Annotated in this window: 18 protein-coding genes and 1 pseudogene; 14 read left to right on the top strand and 5 right to left on the bottom strand. The window is 75.7% G+C overall.

The window, feature by feature from the left end; genetic code table 11:
• The first annotated feature begins 20 nt into the window (after positions 1 to 20).
• The 5 genes from CHC04_RS16110 (at position 21) to CHC04_RS16090 (ending at position 6,712) form a co-directional block, all read left to right on the top strand.
• Entirely contained in the window at positions 21 to 956 is a 936-nt protein-coding gene (locus CHC04_RS16110) for an RluA family pseudouridine synthase (protein ID WP_245817309.1), read from the top strand.
• Between the two features lie 19 nt (positions 957 to 975).
• Positions 976 to 1,803: a CPBP family intramembrane glutamic endopeptidase gene (locus CHC04_RS16105; protein WP_089404946.1), complete on the top strand. Its 828-nt coding sequence runs from the start codon at positions 976 to 978 to the stop codon at positions 1,801 to 1,803.
• Positions 1,800 to 2,252 carry a GNAT family N-acetyltransferase gene (locus tag CHC04_RS16100; protein WP_089404945.1) on the top strand — a complete coding sequence of 151 codons (453 nt, stop codon included), beginning with the start codon at positions 1,800 to 1,802 and terminating at the stop codon, positions 2,250 to 2,252. The genes CHC04_RS16105 and CHC04_RS16100 overlap by 4 nt, the downstream gene beginning before the upstream one ends.
• A gap of 213 nt (positions 2,253 to 2,465) precedes the next feature.
• Positions 2,466 to 6,041 (top strand): DNA polymerase III subunit alpha, encoded by a 3,576-nt coding sequence (gene dnaE, locus CHC04_RS16095; protein WP_245817307.1) that lies wholly within the window; start codon positions 2,466 to 2,468, stop codon positions 6,039 to 6,041.
• A 59-nt stretch (positions 6,042 to 6,100) separates the two neighbouring features.
• Positions 6,101 to 6,712 (top strand): hypothetical protein, encoded by a 612-nt coding sequence (locus CHC04_RS16090; RefSeq protein ID WP_089404944.1) that lies wholly within the window; start codon positions 6,101 to 6,103, stop codon positions 6,710 to 6,712.
• A gap of 69 nt (positions 6,713 to 6,781) precedes the next feature.
• On the opposite strand, the gene CHC04_RS16085 is transcribed toward CHC04_RS16090, so the two are convergent.
• Entirely contained in the window at positions 6,782 to 7,648 is an 867-nt protein-coding gene (locus CHC04_RS16085; RefSeq protein ID WP_089404943.1) for an LON peptidase substrate-binding domain-containing protein, read from the bottom strand.
• Positions 7,649 to 7,756: 108 nt separating this feature from the next.
• Here CHC04_RS16085 and hisD point away from each other — a divergent pair, with 108 nt between their 5' ends.
• The 6 genes and pseudogenes from hisD to hisH all read left to right on the top strand — a co-directional run bounded on the left by hisD (position 7,757) and on the right by hisH (position 12,169).
• Positions 7,757 to 9,061, top strand: a complete 1,305-nt coding sequence (gene hisD, locus CHC04_RS16080; RefSeq protein ID WP_089404942.1) for a histidinol dehydrogenase — start codon at positions 7,757 to 7,759, stop codon at positions 9,059 to 9,061.
• The gene (locus CHC04_RS16075; protein WP_089404941.1) at positions 9,058 to 10,161 is read left to right on the top strand and encodes a histidinol-phosphate transaminase; all 1,104 of its coding nucleotides are present in this window, start codon (positions 9,058 to 9,060) and stop codon (positions 10,159 to 10,161) included. Before hisD ends, CHC04_RS16075 begins: the two co-directional genes overlap by 4 nt.
• Positions 10,162 to 10,166: 5 nt before the next feature.
• The gene (gene hisB / locus CHC04_RS16070; RefSeq protein WP_089404940.1) at positions 10,167 to 10,763 is read left to right on the top strand and encodes an imidazoleglycerol-phosphate dehydratase HisB; all 597 of its coding nucleotides are present in this window, start codon (positions 10,167 to 10,169) and stop codon (positions 10,761 to 10,763) included.
• Positions 10,764 to 10,940 carry a hypothetical protein gene (locus CHC04_RS24265; protein ID WP_176450038.1) on the top strand — a complete coding sequence of 59 codons (177 nt, stop codon included), beginning with the start codon at positions 10,764 to 10,766 and terminating at the stop codon, positions 10,938 to 10,940.
• A gap of 76 nt (positions 10,941 to 11,016) precedes the next feature.
• A pseudogene (locus tag CHC04_RS25590) lies at positions 11,017 to 11,403 on the top strand (nucleotidyltransferase family protein); the annotation flags it as partial.
• Between the two features lie 130 nt (positions 11,404 to 11,533).
• Complete coding sequence (gene hisH / locus CHC04_RS16065) at positions 11,534 to 12,169, top strand: imidazole glycerol phosphate synthase subunit HisH (protein WP_089404939.1); 636 nt, start codon at positions 11,534 to 11,536, stop codon at positions 12,167 to 12,169.
• 15 nt (positions 12,170 to 12,184) lie between these two features.
• On the opposite strand, the gene CHC04_RS16060 is transcribed toward hisH, so the two are convergent.
• The 3 genes from CHC04_RS16060 to CHC04_RS16050 all read right to left on the bottom strand — a co-directional run bounded on the left by CHC04_RS16060 (position 12,185) and on the right by CHC04_RS16050 (position 14,675).
• Positions 12,185 to 13,219, bottom strand: a complete 1,035-nt coding sequence (locus tag CHC04_RS16060) for a molybdopterin-dependent oxidoreductase (protein ID WP_089404938.1) — start codon at positions 13,217 to 13,219, stop codon at positions 12,185 to 12,187.
• Positions 13,220 to 13,308: 89 nt separating this feature from the next.
• On the bottom strand, positions 13,309 to 14,064 hold the full coding sequence (locus CHC04_RS16055; RefSeq protein WP_089404937.1) for an SDR family NAD(P)-dependent oxidoreductase: 756 nt from the start codon (positions 14,062 to 14,064) through the stop codon (positions 13,309 to 13,311).
• A complete protein-coding gene (locus CHC04_RS16050; RefSeq protein WP_089404936.1) occupies positions 14,061 to 14,675 on the bottom strand; it encodes a nitroreductase family protein in 615 nt (204 codons plus the stop codon). Before CHC04_RS16050 ends, CHC04_RS16055 begins: the two co-directional genes overlap by 4 nt.
• 59 nt (positions 14,676 to 14,734) lie before the next feature.
• On the opposite strand from CHC04_RS16050, the gene priA reads away from it, so the two are divergent.
• The 3 genes from priA to hisF are packed head-to-tail and all read left to right on the top strand — an operon-like array spanning position 14,735 to position 16,649.
• A complete protein-coding gene (gene priA / locus CHC04_RS16045) occupies positions 14,735 to 15,469 on the top strand; it encodes a bifunctional 1-(5-phosphoribosyl)-5-((5-phosphoribosylamino)methylideneamino)imidazole-4-carboxamide isomerase/phosphoribosylanthranilate isomerase PriA (RefSeq protein WP_089404935.1) in 735 nt (244 codons plus the stop codon).
• Positions 15,466 to 15,858, top strand: a complete 393-nt coding sequence (locus CHC04_RS16040; protein WP_089404934.1) for a RidA family protein — start codon at positions 15,466 to 15,468, stop codon at positions 15,856 to 15,858. The genes priA and CHC04_RS16040 overlap by 4 nt, the downstream gene beginning before the upstream one ends.
• Positions 15,855 to 16,649, top strand: coding sequence for an imidazole glycerol phosphate synthase subunit HisF (gene hisF, locus CHC04_RS16035; protein WP_089404933.1), 795 nt, complete (start codon positions 15,855 to 15,857; stop codon positions 16,647 to 16,649). Before CHC04_RS16040 ends, hisF begins: the two co-directional genes overlap by 4 nt.
• Before the next feature lie 109 nt (positions 16,650 to 16,758).
• Here the strand turns inward: hisF and CHC04_RS16030 are convergent, their stop codons facing one another.
• Entirely contained in the window at positions 16,759 to 17,400 is a 642-nt protein-coding gene (locus CHC04_RS16030; protein ID WP_089404932.1) for a TIGR03085 family metal-binding protein, read from the bottom strand.
• Positions 17,401 to 17,510: the final 110 nt, after the last annotated feature.

Below are 17,510 nucleotides of genomic sequence, written 5' to 3'. Positions count from 1 at the left end.
CCACCTGTCACCATGGACCAGTGAGCTCCCCCGGCCTGCACCGCGCGCTGCCGGTGCCCGACGGGCTGGAGGGTCAGCGCGTCGACCAGGGCCTGGCCCGGCTGTTCGGTCTCTCCCGCGCCGCCGCCGCCGACCTCGCCGACGCCGAGCGGGTGTGGGTCGACGGCCGCGTCCGCGGCAAGGGCGACCGGCTCACCGGCGGCAGCTGGCTGGAGGTCGAGCTGCCCCCGCCGCCCGGGGAGCCGCCCGCGCCCGAGCCGGTCCCCGGCCTCACCGTCGTCCACGACGACGACGACGTCGTGGTCGTCGACAAGCCGGTCGGCGTCGCCGCGCACCCCAGCCCCGGCTGGGAGGGCCCGACCGTCGTCGGCGGGCTGGCCGCGGCCGGCTACCGCGTCTCCACCTCCGGAGCGCCGGAGCGGCAGGGCGTCGTGCACCGGCTCGACGCGGCGACGACGGGGCTGATGGTGGTGGCCAAGAGCGAGCGGGCCTACACCGTGCTCAAGGCGGCGTTCAAGGAGCGCACCGTCGACAAGGGCTACCACGCGCTGGTGCAGGGCCACCCCGACCCCTCGCGCGGCACCATCGACGCGCCGATCGACCGCCACCCCCGGCACGACTGGAGGTTCGCCGTCGTCAGCGGCGGGCGGCCCTCGGTCACCCACTACGAGGTCATCGAGGCGTTCCCCGCCGCCAGCCTGGTCGACGTGCACCTCGAGACCGGCCGCACCCACCAGATCCGGGTGCACTTCTCCGCGCTGCGCCACCCCTGCGTGGGCGACACGACCTACGGCGCCGACCCGGCCCTGGCCGCGCGGCTGGGGGTGTCGCGGCAGTGGCTGCACGCGGTCCGGCTCGGCTTCGCCCACCCCGCCGACGGCCACTGGGTGGAGTTCACCAGCGGCTACCCCGACGACCTCGCCGGCGCCCTGGCGATCCTGCGCGCCGAGTCCTGACGCCGGGGGCGCCCGCACCGTGACCGACCTGCCCGACTCCCTCGCCGCGTTCGGCCCCGCCGCGCTCTCGGCCGTCGTCGTCGCGGTGTACCTGGTGGTCGGCGAGCCGCTGGTCGGGCAGGTGCTGCACCGCCGCTTCGAGGGCCGGCTGCGCACCGACCCCGCGGCGCGGCGCTCGTTCTACCTGCGGCTGATGGTCCTCGAGTGGGGCCTGGCAGTGCTCGCCCTGGTCGTCTGGCTGGCCGCGCCCGGCGTCGACGCCGCGGCCGTCGGGCTGGCCTGGCCCACCGGGCTGCCCGGTCCGGTGACCGGGGCGGGAACGGTGCTCGTGCTGGTGATGGCACTGGCCTCGGTGCGCGCCCTGCGCTCGGGTGCGCTGGCCCGTGCCGTGCCGCCGCGGCCGTCCGCCGCGCCCGCCCAGGGGCGGCACGCCGAGCCGCCGGTGCACGCGACGCTGGCGCTGCTGCCGCGGTCCCCGGCGGAGCGGCGGCTGTTCTCGGTGGTCGGGGTGACCGCCGGCGTCTGCGAGGAGTGGCTCTACCGCGGGTTCTTCCTCGCCGTCGTCGCCGCGGTCGCCGGGGGGCTGCCACAGCTGGCGCTGGTCGCCGTCGCCGGTGTCGCCTTCGGCCTGGCGCACGCCTACCAGGGGCTGCCGGGGGTGGTGCTCACCGGCGCCCTGGGGGCGGTGTTCGCCGCGCTGTACCTGCAGACCGGCTCGCTGCTGCTGCCGGTGCTGCTGCACGCCGCGGTCGACCTGCGCTTCCTGCTGGTGCCGGCCTCCGCGCTGCCCGACCCGGTGCCGGGCCCGCTGCCGGGGCGCCGGCCGGCCGGGGGAGCGCCCGCGTGAGCGGACCGACGGCGTCGGTGGCGACGGCGGCCGACTGGCCCGAGGTGGTCGCGCTGCGCACCCGGGTGTTCGTCGAGGAGCAGGGCGTGCCGCCGGAGGTCGAGCAGGACGACGCCGACGCCGTCGCCGTCCACGCCGTCGCCCGCGACCCCGCCGGCCGGGTGGTGGCCACCGGTCGGCTGCTGGAGCGCGACGGGCGCGCCGCGATCGGGCGGATGGCGGTCGAGGCCTCCGCCCGCGGCGGCGGGTACGGCGCCGCGGTGCTCGCCGAGCTGCACCGCCAGGCGCTCGCTCGCGGCCTGGCCGAGGTGGAGCTGCACGCGCAGCTGGGCGCCCGCGGCTTCTACGAGCGGGCCGGCTACACCGCCGTCGGCGAGGAGTACGTGGAGGCGGGGATCGTGCACGTGACGATGCGTCGGCCGCTGCGGCACGACGCGCCGGGAACGTGACCGGCGCCTCCCGCCGGGCCGAGACACGTCCTGTCAGACCCTCGGCGTAGAACGTCCCCGGTGCGAGGATCGCAGGCACCGGCCCGGGCCCGCGTCGGTGCCCGGCCGGAGCAGTCCCGAGCCCGCACCGCACCACCCGGTCTTCCCCGCCGGTCGCCCGCCGGAGCACCCGACGGCCGGGCCAGCACGACCCGTGAGGAGCGCCGCAGCACCGTGAGCAGCACAGCCGCCCAGAGCACCGACTCGTTCGTGCACCTGCACGTCCACACCGAGTACTCGATGCTCGACGGGGCGGCCAAGCTGCCCGAGGTCACGAAGGCCGCCGCCGAGCAGGGCATGCCGGCGCTGGCGATGACCGACCACGGCAACGTCTTCGGCGCGTACGACTTCTACAAGCAGGCCAACGCGGCCGGCGTGAAGCCGATCATCGGCATGGAGGGCTACTACACGCCCGGCTCGCGCTTCGACCGCGCGCCGTTCGACTTCGGCGACAAGCTGATCGACGAGGAGGGCGACGGCGGGTCCAACCGCGGCAAGGCGGCGTACACCCACATGACGCTGCTGGCCCGCACCACCGAGGGGATGCACAACCTCTTCCGCATCTCCTCGCTGGCCAGCCTCGAGGGGCAGTACCGCAAGCCGCGCTTCGACCGCGACCTGCTCGAGCGGTACGGCAAGGGCCTCATCGCCACCACCGGCTGCCCGTCGGGCGAGGTCAACATGTGGCTGCGCGCGGGCAAGCACGACCGCGCCCGCCAGGCCGCCGCCGACTTCCAGGACATCTTCGGCAAGGAGAACTTCTACGCCGAGCTGATGGACCACGGCCTGTCCATCGAGCAGAAGACCCGCCCGGCACTGCTGGACATCGCCCGGGACCTCGGCATCCCGCTGCTGGCCACCAACGACCTCCACTACACGCACAAGGAGGACGCCGAGGCCCACGACGCCCTGCTGTGCATCCAGACCGGGTCCCGGCTCAACGAGCCCAACCGCTTCAAGTTCAACGGCGACGGCTACTACCTCAAGAGCGCCGCGGAGATGCGCGCGCTGTTCACCGGTGACCTGCGCGAGGCCTGCGACAACACGCTGCTGATCGCCGAGCAGTGCGAGGTCGGCTTCACCGAGGGCGCCGACCTCATGCCGCGCTTCCCGCTGCCGCCGGGGGAGGACGAGACCTCCTGGTTCGTCAAGGAGGTCGAGCGCGGCCTGCACAAGCGCTGGCCGAACGGCATCCCCGACCACGTGCGCAAGCAGGCCGACTACGAGGTCGGGATCATCACGCAGATGGGCTTCCCGGGGTACTTCCTCGTGGTCGCCGACTTCATCAACTGGGCCAAGGACAACGGCATCCGCGTCGGCCCCGGCCGCGGCTCGGCGGCCGGCTCGCTGGCCGCCTACGCCATGGGCATCACCGACCTCGACCCGCTGGCGCACGGGCTGATCTTCGAGCGGTTCCTCAACCCCGAGCGCGTCTCCATGCCCGACGTCGACATCGACTTCGACGACCGCCGGCGCGGCGAGGTCATCCAGTACGTCTCGCAGAAGTACGGCGAGGAGCGGGTCAGCCAGATCGTCACCTACGGCACCATCAAGGCCAAGGCCGCGATCAAGGACGCCGCCCGCGTGCTCGACCGCCCCTACTCGGTGGGCGACGAGCTGACCAAGCTCATGCCGCCGGACGTCATGGGCAAGGGCATCCCGCTGTCGGGCGTCTTCGACCCGGCCCACCCGCGCTACAAGGAGGCCGCGGAGTTCCGCGCCCGCTACGAGTCCGACCCGGGCGCGGCCGAGGTGGTCGACCAGGCGCGCAAGCTCGAGGGCCTGAAGCGCCAGTGGGGCGTGCACGCCGCCGGCGTCATCATCGGCCGCTACCCGCTGATCGACTCGATCCCGATCATGCGCCGGGAGAACGACGGCGCGATCATCACGCAGTTCGACTACCCGACCTGCGAGACGCTCGGCCTGCTGAAGATGGACTTCCTGGGCCTGCGCAACCTCACGGTCATCGACGACGCGCTGCGCAACATCGTCGCGAACGGCAAGGAGCCGATCGACCTCGACGAGATCAGCAAGGACCTCACCGACAAGGCCACCTACGACCTGCTGGCCCGCGGTGACACCCTCGGCGTCTTCCAGTTCGACGGCGGCCCGATGCGCTCGCTGCTGCGGCTCATGCGGCCGGACAACTTCGAGGACATCTCCGCCGTCGGCGCGCTGTACCGCCCCGGCCCGATGGGGGCCAACTCGCACACCAACTACGCGCTGCGCAAGAACGGCCAGCAGGAGATCACGCCGATCCACCCGGAGCTGGCCGAGCCGCTGGAGGACATCCTCGGCACGACCTACGGCCTGATCGTCTACCAGGAGCAGGTCATGGCGATCGCGCAGAAGGTCGCCGGGTACTCCCTCGGCAAGGCCGACCTGCTGCGCCGCGCGATGGGCAAGAAGAAGAAGTCGGTCCTCGACGCGGAGTTCGTCGGGTTCGAGGCCGGCATGAAGGAGCGCGGCTACTCCGACGCGGCGATCAAGACGCTGTGGGACATCCTCGTCCCGTTCGCCGACTACGCCTTCAACAAGGCCCACTCCGCCGCCTACGGCCTGGTCAGCTACTGGACGGCGTACCTCAAGGCCAACTACCCGGCCGAGTACATGGCCGGCCTGCTCACCAGCGTCGGCGACGACAAGGACCGCCGGCCGGTCTACCTGGCCGAGTGCCGGCGGATGGGCATCAAGGTGCTCCCGCCCGACGTCAACGAGTCCTCCTGGGACTTCACCGCCGTCGGCACCGACATCCGCTTCGGCCTGGCCTCGGTGCGCAACGTCGGCCACAACGTCGTCGAGTCGATCGTCCGGGCGCGCGAGGAGAAGGGCGCGTTCAAGGACTTCGCCGACTTCATGCGCAAGATCGACACGGTCGCCTGCAACAAGAAGGTCATCGAGTCGCTGGCCAAGGCCGGTGCCTTCGACTCCCTGGGCCACTCGCGCCAGGGCATCGCCGCGATCCACGCGCAGGCCGTCGACGCCGCCATGTCGCTCAAGCGCAAGGAGGCGGAGGGCCAGTTCGACCTGTTCGGCAGCTTCGGCGGGGCCGACGGCGGCGCCGACGACCCGTTCGGCGGGGCGCTGGACATCGCCGTCCCGACGGCGGACTGGTCGAAGTCCGAGCGGCTGGTGTTCGAGCGCGACATGCTCGGCCTCTACGTCTCCGACCACCCGCTGCACGGCGTCGAGCACGTGCTGGCGGCCAACGCCGACACCCCGATCGCCGAGATCAACGCCGGCGGCGTGGAGGACGGCGCGAACGTCACCATCGCCGGCATCCTCACCTCGGTCGCCCCGCGGACCAACAAGCAGGGCGCACCCTGGGCCATCGCCACGCTGGAGGACCTCGAGTCCGGCATCGAGGTGCTGTTCTTCCCGAAGACGTGGGCGGAGGTCTCGGAGAAGGTCGTCCGCGACCAGATCGTCGTGGTCAAGGGCCGCATCAGCCGGCGCGACGACCAGCCCTCGCTGTTCGGCTCCGAGGTGACCGTCCCGGAGCTCACCGAGGGCCCGCGCGGGCCGGTGCTGGTGTCCATGGCGGCGGCCCGCTGCACCCCGCCGGTGGTCGAGCGGCTGCGCGAGGTGCTGGGCAGCCACCCGGGCACCACCGAGGTCCACCTCAAGCTCGTCAACGGCGGCCGGGAGACCGTGCTGCGCCTCGACCAGGGGCTGCGGGTGCGGCCCAGCACCGCGCTGATGGGCGACATCAAGGCCCTGCTCGGACCCACCAGCGTCGCCCTGCTGTGAGCCCGGCGGGCGCCGCCCCCGGCGGCGGGCAGCCCGGCGCGCGGGGTTCACTGGGAGCCGTGAGCACCCCCGCCCCGGTCCCCGACGGCCCGATCCCCGGCCCGGCGGCGGTACCGGCGACCGTGCCGGCGACCGTGGTCGGTCGCCCGGCCCGGTCGCTCGCGGGGCAGGTCCTGGCCGAGGTGCGCGGCGACCTGCGCGCGGCCACCGCCTGGGGGTGCCTGCTGGCGCTCTGCGGCCTGCCCGCCGGGCTGCTGTGGGTGTGGCTGGCCCCGCGCGCGCGGTTCGAGGTGGTGGAGGGCGGCGCCGTCCCGCTCGGTCGGCCCTCGCCGGAGCTGCTGGTGGCCGTCGACTCGGTGCTGGTCCTGGTGCTCGCCGGCCTGGGCCTGCTGGCCGGCGGGGGAGCGTGGGCGATGCGCCGGCGGCGCGGCGTGGCGGTCCTGGCGGCCACCGGGCTCGGCACCGGGGTCGCGGGACTGCTGGCCTGGCAGCTGGGGGAGCTGCTCGCGCCCGGCCCCACGGCCGCCGAGCTGTCCGACGTCGGCGCCCGGGTCACCTCGGGCCTGCACCTGTCCTCCCCGCCGGCGCTGGCGGTCGGCCCGTTCGCGGCACTGGCCGTCTACGTCGTCGCCGCGCTGTTCTCCGCCCACGACGACCTCGGCCGCCGGTGAGGTGCTGGAACGGCCCCCTGCAGGGTCCCGCCGCGGGCCTGCGAGCGGTGGGGGGCGGGGGGTCCTTCCTCAGTTCAGGCTCACCGGGCCGCTGAACCGGGTCAGCGGCGCCGGCACCGCCCCCACCGTCTCGAGCAGGGTGAGCTCCCGGCGCAGCATCCGGCTCTCGGTGGCCAGCCGCCGACGGGTGGCCGACTCCGCCAGCAGCGCCTGCCGGTCCTCGGTGGTCAGCAGCGCCGCCGAGGCCACCAGGTAGGACAGCGCCCGCGGGTCGCCGGCCACCGCCTCCAGCAGCGCCGCGGCGCCGGTCGGGTCCTCCCCGGCACCGGCCATGCCCCCCGCCTGCTCGACCTCGTCGGCGTCCAGCCCGGCCTGCAAGCCGGCGACCGCGGTGACGTACCGGGTGAACAGCCCGCCCACGCCGCGCTCGAGCACGCCCAGCGACCCGCGCGCCACCTCCGCCACCAGGCCCTCGTCCGGCACCCGCCCGCCGGTGTCCGGGGCGTCGACGACCTCCTGCCGGTCGCCGGCGGCCTCCTCGGCGGCCTCCTCCTCGGCGAGCCACTCCACCTCCGCACGCAGGTAGGGCGGGGCCTCCCGGTCGTCCTCACCGGGACGGGCCCCCACGACGACGTCGAGCAGCCGGAACCGCTCGCCGCCGACGGTGACGACCGCGAAGGTGCCGTCGGGCCGGGGCCGCACCGCCTGCACCAGCGCGGTGCAGCCCACGTCGAACAGCGCCTCGGCCGGCGCCACCCGCTCGACCTCCCAGCCCTGGCGGATCGCCACCACCCCGAAGCGCCGCGCGCGGCCCTCGGGCAGGGCCAGCAGGTCGCGCACCAGCGCCCGGTACCGCGGCTCGAACACCTGCAGGGGGAGCACGATGCCGGGGAACAGCGGGGTCCCGAGCGGGAAGAGCGGGATGAGATCACCCACGCCGCGAGCCTACGGCGGCGGCGACCCCGGGCGCTCCCGGCGCGGTCCGCCGCGGTCACTACCCTGGGGGGTCGTCCCTCCCCGCGCCGCACACCCGGAGGCCCTCCCGTGCTCTCCCGCATCGACCTCCGCGGATCCGCGCTCCCCGGGGTCCGCGACCTGGCCGGCCTGCTGCCGCGCGCGGCCACCGACATCGACTCGGTCCTGGCCACCGTCCGCCCGCTGTGCGAGGACGTCCGCCTCCGCGGCGCCCAGGCGGTCCGCGAGATCACCGCCCGCCTCGACGGCGTCGACGCCGAGGACTTCACCGTGCCGCCGGAGGCCATCCGGGCGGCGCTCGACGGCCTGGCCCCCGACGTGCGGGCGGCGCTGGAGGAGTCGATCGCCCGGGTGCGGCGGGTGCACGCCGACCAGGCGCGCACCGACGTCACCACCCAGGTCGTCCGCGGCGGCACCGTGACCGAGCGGTGGCTGCCGGTGCGCCGCGTCGGCCTCTACGTCCCCGGCGGCCTCGCGCCGCTGCTGTCGAGCGTGGTGATGAACGTCGTCCCGGCGCAGATCGCCGGCGTCGAGTCGATCGCCGTCGCCTCCCCGCCGCAGCGCGACCACGGCGGCCTGCCCGACCCCGGGGTCCTCGCCGCGTGCGCGCTGCTCGGCGTCACCGAGGTGCACGCCGTCGGCGGCGCGCAGGCCATCGCCGTCTTCGGGTACGGCGCGGGCTCCTGCGAGCCGGTCGACATGGTCACCGGCCCCGGCAACGTCTACGTCACCGCGGCCAAGCGGCTGCTGCGCGGCCTGGTCGGCATCGACTCCGAGGCCGGCCCCACCGAGGTCGCGATCCTCGCCGACGACACCGCCGACCCGGTGCACGTCGCCGCCGACCTGATCAGCCAGGCCGAGCACGACCCGCTGGCCGGCGCGGTGCTGGTCACCACCAGCGAGGAGCTCGCCGACGCCGTCCTCGACCTGGTGCCCGGCCAGGTCGCGGCCACCAAGCACTCCGACCGGATCCTCACCGCGCTCGAGGGCAGCCAGTCGGGCGTCGTCCTGGTCGACGACCTCGACGCCGGCCTCGCGGTGGTCGACGCCTACGCGGCCGAGCACCTGGAGATCCAGACCCGCGAGGCGCGGTCGGTGGCGATGCGGGTGCGCAACGCCGGCGCGGTGTTCGTCGGTGCCTGGTCGCCGGTGTCGCTGGGCGACTACATCGCCGGCTCCAACCACGTGCTGCCCACCGGCGGCTGCGCCCGGCACAGCAGCGGCCTGTCGGTGCAGTCGTTCCTGCGCGGCGTCCACGTCGTCGAGTACGACGAGCGGGCCCTCGCCGAGGTGGCCGGGCACGTCGACGCGCTCGCGCACGCCGAGGACCTGCCCGCCCACGCGGCCGCCGTCCGGGTGCGGCAGAAGCCGTGACCTCGATCGACCAGCTCCCGCTGCGGCCGGAGCTGCGCGGCCGCACGCCCTACGGCGCCCCGCAGCTGCAGGTCGCCCACCGGCTCAACACCAACGAGAACCCGCACCCGCTGCCGGCCGAGCTGCTCGCCGACCTCGGGGCGGCCCTCGGACACGCGGCGCTGCAGCTCAACCGCTACCCCGACCGCGACGCCGTCGCACTGCGCGCCGACCTCGCCGCCTACCTCAGCCGTGGCGGCGAGCGCGTGGCCCCGGCGCAGGTGTGGGCGGCCAACGGCAGCAACGAGGTGCTCCAGCAGCTGCTGCAGGCCTTCGGCGGTGCCGGGCGGACGGCGCTGGGTTTCACGCCGTCGTACTCGATGCACCCGATCATCTCGGCGGGCACCGGGACGGCGTGGGTCGACGGGCACCGCCGCGAGGACTTCACGATCGACGCCGCGGCCGCCGCCGCCCAGGTGCGCGAGGTCCGCCCCGACGTCGTGTTCGTGACCAGCCCGAACAACCCCACCGGCACGGCGGTGGCACTGGAGACGATCGCCGAGCTGTACGAGGCCACCGACGGCGTGGTCGTCGTCGACGAGGCTTACGCCGAGTTCGCCCGCACCGGCACGCCGTCGGCGCTGCGCCTGCTGCCCGGCCGGCCGCGGCTGGTGGTCAGCCGCACGATGAGCAAGGCCTTCGGCATGGCCGGCCTGCGGCTGGGCTACCTGGCCGCCGACCCCGCCGTCGTCGACGCCGTCCAGCTGGTCCGGCTGCCCTACCACCTGTCGTCGCTGACGCAGGCCGCCGCGCGCGCGGCGCTGGCGCACACCGATGCCCTGCTGGCCACCGTCGACGCCGTCAAGGAGCAGCGGGACCGCATCGTCGCGGCGCTGCCGGCGCTCGGCCTGACCAGCGTGCCCAGCGACGCCAACTTCGTGCTGTTCGGCCGCTTCGCCGACGCCCCGGCCGCCTGGAAGGCGCTGCTCGAGCACGACGTCCTCGTCCGCGACGTCGGCATCCCCGGCTGGCTGCGGGTCACCGCCGGCACGCCCGCCGAGACCGACGCCTTCCTCACCGCCCTCGGTGAGGTCGCCGCCGACCACCGCCTGGGAGACTGAGCGCCATGACCCGCACCGCACGCGTCGAGCGCGCGACCAGCGAGACCAAGCTCGTCGTCGAGCTCGACCTCGACGGCACCGGGAAGAGCTCGGTCAGCACCGGCGTCGGCTTCTACGACCACATGCTCACCGCGCTGTCCAAGCACAGCGGCATCGACCTGACGGTGCAGGCCGACGGCGACCTGCACATCGACGCCCACCACACCGTCGAGGACGTCGCCATCGCGCTCGGGCAGGCCTTCGGCGAGGCGCTCGGCGACAAGAGGGGCATCACCCGCTACGGCGACGCCACGGTGCCCATGGACGAGGTGCTCGTGCAGGCCGCCGTCGACCTCTCCGGCCGGCCGTACTTCGTGCACGCCGAGCCCGAGACCATGACGCCGGTGATCGGTCCGGACTACCCGACGTCGCTGACGAAGCACGTCCTGGAGTCCTTCGCCTTCAACGCCCGGATCACGCTGCACGTGCGGGTGCTCTACGCCGGCCGCGACGCCCACCACATCGTCGAGGGCCAGTTCAAGGCGCTGGCCCGCGCGCTGCGCACCGCGATCGCGATCGACCCGCGGGTGTCCGACGTGCCCTCGACCAAGGGCGCGCTGTAGGTGACCTCGGGCGTCGTCCTCGTCGTGTTCGGCGGGTTCCTGCTGGGCGGGGCGTGGAGCATCTGGAAGGCCGACCACGACACCAAGGGCCGCACCGGCCCGCAGGTGGTCTTCGCCGTCATCCTGCTGCTCGCGGCGGTCCTGGCGACGGCCGCGGGCGTCCTGCGGCTGATCTGACCGAGGACCGGCTGCTCGACCTGGTGCTCGGCGACCCGACGGTGCTCGATCGGGCGCCGTCCCTCGGGGTCGCCGACTGACGAAGGACCCCCGTGCCACCCAGCCCTCGCAGGCTCGGGCCGGGCCCCTGCACGGGCGCCGTGCCGGCATCCGCGACGCCGACCTCTTCCGGGACGCCGGCACCTCCCGGGATGCCGAGGACGCCGTCATCCGCCGCGGACCCGGCCCTCCTGCAGGGGCCCGCTGCGAGCTCGCGAGCGGTGGGGGCAGCAGGGTCCTTCCGCTGTGGTACGCCGACCGGTTCGGCACCGCCGCGCCGGCGCCCTCCCGGACGTGCACCGAGGCGGTCGACGCGTTCGCCGGCGTCTGCTGCGCGGTGGGCGTGACCGTCACCGCCGGTCGGCTGCGGGTGTACTCCCCGTACGGCCTCGACGACCTGCTCGGCCCGGTGGTGCGGCCGAACCCGGCCGGTCCCGCGCCCCGCGACGTCCACGAGGCCGAGGCCGCCCCCTGCAGGCGGTGTGGCCCGAGCTTCCCGTGCTGCCGTGGGAACACGGCCGGCCCTCCCCGCGCTGCTCGGTACCGTGGCAGGCGTGAAGAAGGTGGTCGTCCTCGACTACGGCTCGGGCAACCTGCGGTCGGCCGAGCGGGCGCTGTCCCGCGTCGGCGCCGACGTCACGGTGACCGCCGACCAGCGGGCCGCGCTCGACGCCGACGGCCTCGTCGTCCCCGGGGTCGGCGCCTTCGCGCACTGCATGCAGGAGCTGCGCGCCGTCGACGGGCCGCGCACCATCGGCCGCAGGCTGGCCGGCGGGCGCCCGGTGCTGGGCATCTGCGTGGGCATGCAGGTCCTCTTCGAGCACGGCGTCGAGCACGGCCACGACGCCGAGGGCTGCGGCGAGTGGCCGGGCACCGTGGAGCAGCTGAAGGCGCCGGTGCTGCCGCACATGGGCTGGAACACCGTCGAGGTGCCCCGCGACACCGTGCTGTTCGACGGGCTCGCCGACGAGCGCTTCTACTTCGTGCACTCCTACGGCGTCCGCGAGTTCACCCTCGGTCAGGAGGGCCGCCCCGGGCCGCTCGCCCTCCCGAAGGTCACCTGGGCCGAGCACGGCGACCGCTTCGTCGCCGGGGTGGAGAACGGCGCGCTGTCGGCCACCCAGTTCCACCCCGAGAAGAGCGGCGACGCCGGCGCCCAGCTGCTCACCAACTGGCTGGCGACCCTCTGAGCCGACGGCGCGCGGCTACTGGAGGGGGACCGGCGGCTGCGCCCACCACGGCGCGTCGACGACCTCCACCCGCGCCACCCACTTGACCCACCAGTAGCCGCGCCGGCCCGGGGCGACCAGCCGCACGGGCGCGCCGTGCCCCGCCGAGAGCGGCCGGCCGGCGCAGTGCGTGGCCAGCAGCAGCGAGCCGGCGTCGGCCAGGGGCAGCCGCCGCCGGTAGCCGGTCACGCTGACGACGTCGACGCTGCCACCGTCGGGCAGGTCCGGTCCGGCGAGCAGCCGGTCCAGCCGCACCCCGCGCCACTCCTGCTCGGCGTACCAGCCGCCGGTGCAGTCGAGGACGGCGGTGAGGGTGTCGCCGCGGTCGAGGTCGCCGGCGTGCAGCCGCGCCGTGCGGCCACCGGCGACCAGCGCGAGCGCGCTGCCGTCGTCGTCCGGCACGGTGTCGGTGAACCACTGCGTGACCGGCATCGCCGCCGGGTCGCCGCTGCCGCGCTCGTGCGAGCCGGTGGCCCGCCGCCGACCGCCGGGCGCCCCGGTCAGCCGCAGGCCGCCCTCCACACCGGCCCACAGGGCCAGCGCGCCGGCCGCCAGGCCGCCGGCCTGCAGCAGCGCCCGCCGGGAGACGTCGCCGCGCCGCGGCCGCTGCCGGCTGCCGACGGCGTGCAGCACCACCAGCAGCCCGGTGCCGATGCCCGCGGCCACGTGCACCTGCAGCACCCCGACGCCGCCCACCGTCGTGCCGGCGACGCTGTGCACCACGCCGGTCAGGACGGTCAGCCCGGTCAGCGCGGCGAGCGCCCAGGCGACGGCGGGGTCGCGGCGGCCGCGGGTCCGGTGCCACGAGCGGCGGACGACGACGGACTTCCACGGCACCAGGAGCAGCAGGCCCAGGCCCGCGGCCCCGTGCGCGGCGGCGACCACGCGGGCCGGCAGCGGCGTGCCGACGCCGAAGGCCAGCAGCCCGGTGGCCCCCGTGACGGTCAGCAGCGCCAGCAGGCCGAGGTTGGTGCGGCGCCCGGCGCGGCGGGGGAGCGCACCGGTCGGCATGCCCGGAGTGTCCCCCCGGACGGACCCGGGCACTTCCGCGGACGTGCCCGCCGGGTGGACCCGGGCACTTCGGCGGACGTGCCCGCCGGTCAGCTGCGCAGGTACGACGCCCCGTTGACGTCGACGATCGTGCCGGTGCTGAACCGCGCCTCCGGCGAGGCCAGCCAGACCACCGCCGAGGCCACCTCCTCCGGCCGCGCCACCCGCCCGAACGGCGACTGCGCGCGCACGGCGTCCCCGCCGGGGCCGTCGAGCACCTCCCGCGCCATCTCGGTCTGCACGAAGCCCGGCGCCACGGCGGTCACCGAGATGCCCAGCGGCGCCAGCGCCAGCGCCATCGACTGCGCGAAGGCGTTCAGGCCCGCCTTCGAGGCGCCGTAGGCCGGGTTGTCCGGCTCCCCGCGGAACGCCCCGCGGCTGGACACGTTGACCACCGCGCCGCCGCCGGCCGCCCGCAGGTGCGGCACCGCGCGGAAGGTGGCGTGGGCCGCCCCGACCAGGTTCACCGCCAGCGTCTGCTCCCACACCCGCTGCCACTCCTCGTAGGAGGAGCGCAGCGGCGGGGAGGCCACGAACACCCCGGCGTTGTTGACCAGCACGTCGAGCCCGCCGAGGGCGTCGGCGGCGGCGTCGACCATGGCCCCCACCGACCCGGCGTCGGCCATGTCGGCCTGCACCAGCACGTGACCGGACCCGGGCAGCTCGGCCAGCACGGCCTCGGCCCGCTCGCGCGAGGCGCCCCAGTGCACGGCCACCCGGTCGCCGCGGGCGGCGAAGGCCCGGGCGATCGCCCGGCCGATGCCGCGGGAGCCACCGGTCACCAGCACCGCGCGCGAGGAGGTCACGGGCCGGGAGTCAACCAGCGCCCGCGGTGGACCACCTCGTCGAGGCCCCGCCGGCCGCGCCGCAGGGACGGCGAGCGCCGGTCCTCCCCGCCGGGGTAGCCGACCGAGACGACGCCGACCGGCCGGTGGGTCGCCGGGACGCCGAACGCCGCCCGGAAGGCGTCCACCCGCTCGGCCGGGACGCCGAACAGGCAGGCGCCCAGGCCCTCGTCGACGGCGGTGAGCAGCACCAGCAGCGCCGCCATCCCGGCGTCGACGTCCCAGTACGGCACCGGCCACCGCGCCTCGTCACGGTCGGTCCAGCCCTTGTCCGGCTCGGCGTAGCGGTCGAGGTAGGCCTGCTTCGACGACAGCGGCACGACCAGCAGCGGCGCGCGCCGCATCCGGGTCAGCCACCCGTCGGGAGCGCCGCCTGCGGCCGTCACCGACCAGAACAGCTCCCGCTCGGCCGCCGACTCGAGCACCAGGAACGCCCAGCCCTGCGTGAACCCCGCCGACGGCGCCCGGATCGCGTGCTCGAGCAGCCGCTCGCGCACCTCCGGCGGCACCGGCCGGTCGGGGTCGTAGTCGCGCACCATGCGGCGCCTGCGGACGACGTCGGCGAACTCCACCTCCCCAGCCTGCCGTGGGCCGGACGGGTCGCCGGCGGGCGGTCCCTAGGCTGGACGCCGTGCCGACCCTCCAGCTGCTCCCCGCCGTCGACGTCGCCGACGGCCAGGCCGTCCGGCTCGTGCAGGGGGAGGCCGGCAGCGAGACCTCCTACGGCGACCCGCTCGACGCCGCCCTGCAGTGGCAGCGCGACGGCGCCGAGTGGGTGCACCTGGTCGACCTCGACGCCGCCTTCGGCCGCGGCAGCAACCGCGAGCTGCTCGCCCGCGTCGTCGGCGCGCTCGACGTCGACGTCGAGCTCTCCGGCGGCATCCGCGACGACGAGTCGCTGGCCGCCGCCCTCGCCACCGGCTGCCGCCGGGTCAACCTCGGCACCGCCGCGCTGGAGTCCCCGGAGTGGTGCGCCCGCGCCATCGCCGAGCACGGCGACCGCATCGCCGTCGGCCTCGACGTGCGCGGCACCCGGCTGGCCGCCCGCGGCTGGACCCGCGAGGGCGGCGAGCTGTTCGAGACCCTCGCCCGCCTCGACGCCGAGGGCTGCGCCCGCTACGTGGTCACCGACATCACCAAGGACGGCACGCTGCGCGGCCCCAACCTCGACCTGCTGCGCGACGTCTGCGCCGCCACGCCGAGACCGGTGGTCGCCTCCGGCGGGGTCAGCTCGCTCGACGACGTCCGGGCCCTGGCCGGGCTGACCGGTGCCGGCGTCGAGGGCGCGATCGTCGGCAAGGCCCTCTACGCCGGCGCCTTCACCCTCCCCGAGGCGCTCGCGGTCACCCGGGAGGCCGCGGCGTGACCGCGCAGCGCATCGGCTCCGGCGGGCCGTGGGAGGAGTTCGTCGGGTACAGCCGGATCGTCGTCGTCGGGGACCAGGCCTGGGTCAGCGGCTGCACCGCCACCGTCGACGGCGTCGTCGTGCACCCCGGCGACATCGGCGCCCAGGCGCGGGTCGCCCTCGGGGTGCTCGTCGACGCGCTGGCGAGCGCCGGGCTGACCCCCGCCGACGTCGTCCGCACCCGCGTGTACGTCACCGACACCTCCCGCTGGGAGGAGGTCGCGCGCGAGCACGGCGAGGTCTTCCGCGACGTCCGGCCGGCCAGCGCGATGATCGGCGTGGCCTCGCTGCTGCACCCCGACATGATGGTCGAGTTCGAGGCCGACGCGGTCCGGGGAGCCGGGTCGTGAGCCTCGCCGTGCGGGTCATCCCGTGCCTGGACGTCGACGCCGGCCGGGTGGTCAAGGGCGTCAACTTCGTCGACCTGCGCGACGCCGGCGACCCGGTCGAGATGGCCCGCGTCTACGACGCCGAGGGCGCCGACGAGCTCACCTTCCTCGACATCACCGCCAGCTCCGGGGACCGCGAGACCACCTACGACGCCGTCCGCCGCACCGCCGAGAGCGTGTTCATCCCGCTGACCGTCGGCGGCGGGGTGCGCAGCGCCGACGACGTCGACCGGCTGCTGCGGGCCGGCGCGGACAAGGTCGCCGTCAACACCGCCGCCGTCGCCCGGCCGGAGCTCATCGGCGAGATCGCCGACCGCTTCGGCAACCAGGTGCTCGTGCTCTCCCTCGACGCCCGCCGGGTGCGCGACGGCGCGGTCACCGACTCCGGCTTCGAGATCACCACGCACGGCGGGCGGCGCGGCACCGGCCGCGACGCCGTCGAGTGGGTGGTGCAGGCCGCGCAGCTGGGGGTGGGGGAGGTGCTGCTGAACTCCATGGACGCCGACGGCACCCGCGCCGGCTTCGACACCGAGCTGATCCGCGCGGTCCGCCGCGAGGTGTCGGTGCCGGTCATCGCCAGCGGTGGCGCCGGCGCGGTCGAGCACTTCCCGCCCGCCGTCGAGGCCGGCGCCGACGCGGTGCTCGCCGCGAGCGTCTTCCACTTCGGCACGCTGCGCATCGGCGACGTCAAGCAGGCGCTGGCGCGGGCCGGCGTCCCCGTGCGGACGGCCGCGGACACCCCCCTGCGCTGACGGCGAGGCCGGGTCCTGTGCACTTCCGCGGAAGTGCACACGGACCACCCGGGCACTTCCGCGGAAGTGCACACCGGCCACCCGGGCACTTCCGCGGAAGTGCACGCCCTCAGGCGGCGGGTGCGCCGCCCCGGACGGCGACCCGGGCGACGCCGCGCCGGCCGGTGGCCCACAGCAGCACCTCCAGCGGCTCGCCCTCGACGGTGGTGACCTCGCGGCCCCCGCGGATCCGCCTGCCCGGGCCGGGGACGTCGCTGCGCTGCAGCACCAGTCCGCCGGGGTACCGCGGCGCGACCGTGCGGGCGAACAGCTGCGCGGCGCTCCACAGCCGGTCGGCGTCGGCCAGCGGCAGCGTCCGCGGCTCCCAGTCCGGCCGGGCGCGCCGCACGTCCTCGTGGTGGATCGCGAACTCGGCGGTGTCGGTCAGCGCCGCCACCGGCGCCCAGCCCCCCGGCAGCCACGGCGGCGGGCCCTGCCGGACGCGGGCCACCAGCTCCGGGTAGGGCGTCGAGGTGCGCAGCCGCTCCTCCAGCCGCGCGGAGTACGCGTGCGCCCGCCCGCCCACCGGGGTGCGCTCCAGCGCGTAGCCCGGCAGCGCGTCGGGGCGCCGGTCGCGGGTGACCAGGTGCGCCGCCAGGTGCGCCGTCGTCCACCCCTCGCAACAGGTCGGGGCGTCGGGCCCCAGGCCGGCGAGCAGGTCGGCGAGGGCCGCGCGCTCGCGCGCGGCGAACGGGCGGGAAGCATCGGTCACCGCGCCGGGTTACCGACGGTGCGCTCCCCGGAAACCCGGCGGCCCCCGTGGCGCCGATCGGTTAGCGTGACTAAGTACGCGCGGCGCGTCGCCGCGGCCCGATCCCGAGG

Origin of the sequence: Geodermatophilus saharensis, assembly GCF_900188205.1 — a bacterium.
Taxonomy (GTDB): domain Bacteria; phylum Actinomycetota; class Actinomycetes; order Mycobacteriales; family Geodermatophilaceae; genus Geodermatophilus; species Geodermatophilus saharensis.
The sequence above is the reverse complement of the archived record's forward strand: the minus strand, read 5'-3'. Positions and strand labels throughout refer to the sequence as shown.

Excerpts from the sequence above, each read along its gene's own strand:
- hisB (WP_089404940.1), top strand. The coding sequence starts at position 10,167 with ATGACCCGCACCGCACGCGTCGAGCGCGCGACCAGCGAGACCAAGCTC.
- CHC04_RS16060 (WP_089404938.1), bottom strand. The coding sequence starts at position 13,219 with ATGCCGACCGGTGCGCTCCCCCGCCGCGCCGGGCGCCGCACCAACCTC.